The following is a 4,140-nucleotide window of genomic DNA, read 5'->3' on the forward strand; positions in this document are numbered from 1 at the left end:
GGTAGAGGTCGACGTAGTCGGTGCCCAGCCGGGTCAGGGAGGCGTCGATCTGCTCCATCACGGCCTTGCGCGACAGGCCGGACCCACCGGGTCCGCCGTGCATGGGGTTGAACAGCTTGGTGGCCAGGACGACGTCGTCACGCTTCGTGTACTTCTTGATCGCGCGGCCCACGATCTCCTCGGAGGTGCCGAAGGCGTAGATGTTGGCCGTGTCCCAGAAGGTGATCCCTGACTCGACGGCCTGGCGGAAGATCGGCTCGGCGCCGTCGTCGTCCAGAGCCCACGGCATCTGCGAGGTGTCACCGAAGCTCATGCATCCCAGTGCGATGCGGCTGATCTTCAGGCCGGAGGTACCCAGACGGGTGTACTGCATGACGCGCTCCTCATCGTCGGCGCAGCCGGCCGACACCGGCTGCTTCACCCTCGACGCTAGGCACCCGACGGGCGCGGTGGGAGATGCTGCCAGCACCCCCCAACCAGGCGTGCGACATGCCTGCCGCCGAGGTATGGGCCGCCTGGAGTGCGGTGCTTCCGGCCACCCGACGGGCACAGATCACCCCGGACCAGGCCGGCCGGACCGCGGTCAGGTGCACGCGACAGACCCGCAGCCCGACATGATCGTGCGGTGGCGCAGCGGACGCCGCCGCGCGGGATGGCCAACCGACGGAATTCGCTGATCTGCTGAAATGCGGCCGCCGCCGAGTAGTAGTCCCGTGTAGAGGCGTGGAGATTCCCAGTGAACTTCCGTACGCCCATGTGTGACTGAGCTCTTCAGTTGGCCGCTCTGAGCATCGCAGGTGGCCGGAGATTGCTACGTGGTGGTGTGGCGTTTGGCCTCGGCGGTGATGATCTTCAGTGCCTCGGTGATGCGGTCGTGGTGGGTGCGGTGGGAGACCACGCACAGGCGCAGGGTGTAGCGGCTGTCGACCACCGTGCTGGAGAGCACGATGCGCCGGTGGCCGTTGATCCGCTCCAGCAGGCGGCGACTCGCCTCATCGGCCCGCTCGGCGGCGGCTCGGCTGCCGTCGGCGGGGCGGACGCGGAAGATCACGGTGGACAGGTCCGGGCGCTGCAAGACCTCCAGCTCCGCAACGCCGGACAGCGTGTCGTGGACGTGTTCGGCCAGGTCGAGCTTCTCGTCGAGGGCCTCGCGGAAGGCGTCCACTCCGTGCAGGTGTAGGGGAAGCCAGGCCCGCAGACCGCGGATCTCGTGGGTCAGCTCGGGCCCGAGGTGACCGGAGTCCGGCACGCTCTCCGCCGCCCCCATGTCCTGGAGGTAGCTGCCGGTGCCGTTGTGCGCGGCGTGCAGGGCGGCGAGGTCGCGGACGACCAGGGCGCCGGTGCCGAACGGCATGAACAGGGTCTTGTGCGGGTCCAGGGTGATCGAGTCGGCCTCCTCGAAACCGGTGAGGCGCCCGGCGCCGCGTGCGGTGAGGCGGAAGAAGCCTCCGTAGGCCGCGTCGATGTGGAACCACACGTCCTCGCGGCGGGCCAGGTCGGCCAGCTGAGGCAGCGGGTCTACGGTGCCGGTGTCGGTGGTGCCGGCGGTGGCCACCAGCAGGAACGGCCGCAGCCCGGCGTCCCGGTCGGCGCGGATCATCGCGGCGGCAGCGCGGGGGTCCATCCGCAGGTCCGGGGTGTGCGGCACGGTCCGTATGTGGGCGGCGCGGATCCCGGCGAGGCGGGCTGCCTTGGCGACGGAGTGGTGGGCGAAGGCGGTGGTGTAGACGGTACCGCCGGCGAGATCCTCGCCGAGCCGGTCGTGGCGGGCGGCGACCGTCGCGGAGAAGGTGGCCATCGAGCCACCGCTCGTCAGCAGGCCACCGCTGCCCTCCGGCAGGCCGCACACCTCGCCGGCCATCCAGCGGATCACACTCTCCTCCAGCGCGGCGAGGGCCGGAGCCACCGAGGCCAGGCCGCCGTAGCGGTTGGTGGCGCGGTTGTAGAACTCGGCGAGCGCGGCCGAATACAGGCCGCTGCCCGGGATGTAGGCCAGGTGTCCCGGCCCGGCGGTCTCCAGAGCGCAGTCGGCGGCCTCGTCCAGGCGCGCGAGCAGAGCCTTCAGGTCACCGCCCCGGGCGGGCGGCGGCGCCAGGAAGGACTCCACGAGCTCGGCCTCGGCCCGCGGGGACAGGGGGCTGGTGGCGGGGCGGTCCGGGAGGTTCTCGGTGCGATCGACGACACGGTCCAGGACGAGACGGCCCATTTCGGTCATCGTGGCGCGGTCGGGTTCCAGGGGGAAGGGGTGCATGAGTCAGTCCGATGGCGGTGAGAGGGGGTACGGAGGCGGCGGCGGACCGGCTTGGCGGCCGCGGCGCGTGACCAGAATGCGCCGCCGAGCCCAGCACGCGATGGCGTAGTGAGTGCCTGTACGGCGCCACAGCGCAGGATTATTCGCCGATACGGCCGATACGCTGCATTTCATGCCACGCCCCCTGTACGACCGTATCGACCGGGCGATTCTGGACCACCTCCAGCGCCACGGCCGCACCCCCAACGTCGACCTCGCCGAGGCTGTACGCCTGTCCCCCTCGTCCTGCCTGCGCCGCACCAAGGCGCTGGAGGAGGACGGGGTCCTGGCCAGCTACCGGGCCGATCTGGACCGCGAGCGCCTCGGCCTCGGGTTGACGGTGTTCCTCTCCCTCAAGGTCGAGCACTCCCGCACCACCTCCCAAGTGGTCGAAGAGGCACTGAAGGCAATCGACCACGTGGTCGCCTGCCACGTGGTCTCCGGCGACGCCGACTTCTTCGTCGAGCTCGCCGTGCCGGACCTGCGCACCTTCGAAAAGGTGCTCACCGACCAGATCCTGGCCATCGGTCCCGTTCGCGACGCCCGCAGCACCTTCTGCATCCGCACCGTCATCGACCGCGGCCCACTGCCCCTCAACTCCTGGCCCGCCCCACGTCCATGACCGGACGACACGGCTTCACCGGCTTGGGGAACACCGCGATTCCCCGGTTCCCGAATTGGGAACGAGGCGCCGCCCGGTCATCGCCGGACTCGTGTGCGCCCGGCCCGCTGACCGCACCCATCCCATTCCGTCACCTCACGAGCCGCATTTCGTCGGTTCCCCGGGATGGTGCTGAGGGGGGTGCTGGCAGCATCTCCCACGTCCGAAACAGAGCTCGTAGCGTGAAAGACATGAACAACCGCAGCGAGGTCCGGGACTTTCTGATCTCCCGCCGCGGCAAGGTCACCCCAGAGCAGGTGGGCCTCGTCGACCACGGCGGCACCCGCCGTGTGCCCGGTCTGCGACGCAGCGAGGTGGCCGACCTGGCAGGGGTGTCCGTGGAGTACTACACCCAGCTCGAACGCGGCAACCTGCGCGGCGCCTCCGAGACCGTTTTGGACGCCGTGGCCCGGGCGCTGCTGCTGGACGAGTCCGAGCGGGCACACCTGTTCGACCTGGCGCGTGCGGCCAACAGCGGCACGGCAGTACGCCGCCGCCCGGCGGTGCAGCGGGTACGTCCGGCCATCCAGGCCATCTTGGACAGCCAGCTGGCCCCGGCCTATGTCACCAACGGCCTCGGGGACGTCATGGCCACCAACGCGCTGGGCAGAGCCCTCCTGTCTCCGCTGTACGAGGACCCCGCACGCCCGGTCAACGCCGCACGGTTTCGCTTCCTGAACCCCCGCGCGGCCGGTTACTACCTCGACTGGGAGGCCACCGGCCGCGACGGCGTCGCGGGGCTGCGCCTCATGGCTGGCAAGAACCCCTACGACAAGGCACTCACGGATCTGATCGGGGAGCTGTGCACCCGCAGCGAGGAGTTCCGCACCCGGTGGGCCTCGCAGGACGTCCGTATGCACCGCACGGGAGTCAAGCGGTTGCACCACCCGGTCGTCGGTGACCTTGAGCTCTCCTACGAAGCCCTGGATCTGCCTGCCGACGCGGGTCTCGTGCTGATCGTCTGCACCGCGGAACCCGGCTCACCCAGCCGCCAGGCCCTCGATCTGCTCGCCAGCTGGGCTGCCGCGCCGGACGCCGCCGAGCCCGCTCAGGAAGAACCGAGCGACCGCGGCCGGTAACACCTGGCCCACATCCCCCCACGTGCCGGTGCGCACCCTCGCGCCGTTCAGCACCATCCCGAAAGGTTCACCATGTCCAAGATCCCCCATGTCACGCTGAACAACGGTGT

General features: G+C 70.0%; 4 protein-coding genes. 2 read left to right on the forward strand and 2 right to left on the reverse strand.

Annotation, left to right across the window (positions count from 1 at the left end; genetic code table 11):
• Window positions 1-373 (reverse strand): aldo/keto reductase (locus ABT114_RS49950; protein ID WP_351153928.1); only part of this gene is annotated, 373 nt, incomplete at its 3' end.
• Between the two features lie 438 nt (window positions 374-811).
• Complete coding sequence (locus ABT114_RS49955; RefSeq protein ID WP_351153931.1) at window positions 812-2,251, reverse strand: pyridoxal phosphate-dependent decarboxylase family protein; 1,440 nt, start codon at window positions 2,249-2,251, stop codon at window positions 812-814.
• A gap of 172 nt (window positions 2,252-2,423) precedes the next feature.
• On the opposite strand from ABT114_RS49955, the gene ABT114_RS49960 reads away from it, so the two are divergent.
• Window positions 2,424-2,912, forward strand: coding sequence for an Lrp/AsnC family transcriptional regulator (locus tag ABT114_RS49960; RefSeq protein ID WP_351153933.1), 489 nt, complete (start codon window positions 2,424-2,426; stop codon window positions 2,910-2,912).
• A 230-nt stretch (window positions 2,913-3,142) separates the two neighbouring features.
• Complete coding sequence (locus tag ABT114_RS49965) at window positions 3,143-4,030, forward strand: helix-turn-helix domain-containing protein (RefSeq protein WP_351153936.1); 888 nt, start codon at window positions 3,143-3,145, stop codon at window positions 4,028-4,030.
• The last annotated feature ends 110 nt before the right edge of the window (window positions 4,031-4,140 follow it).

Origin of the sequence: Streptomyces sp. NPDC002088, from assembly GCF_040296605.1 — a bacterium.
Taxonomy (GTDB): Bacteria; Actinomycetota; Actinomycetes; order Streptomycetales; family Streptomycetaceae; genus Streptomyces.

Bases quoted from the DNA above. Each gene is read 5' to 3' on its own strand.
- ABT114_RS49955 (WP_351153931.1), bottom strand. From the start codon at position 2,251: ATGCACCCCTTCCCCCTGGAACCCGACCGCGCCACGATGACCGAAATG.
- ABT114_RS49960 (WP_351153933.1), top strand. From the start codon at position 2,424: ATGCCACGCCCCCTGTACGACCGTATCGACCGGGCGATTCTGGACCAC.
- ABT114_RS49965 (WP_351153936.1), top strand. From the start codon at position 3,143: ATGAACAACCGCAGCGAGGTCCGGGACTTTCTGATCTCCCGCCGCGGC.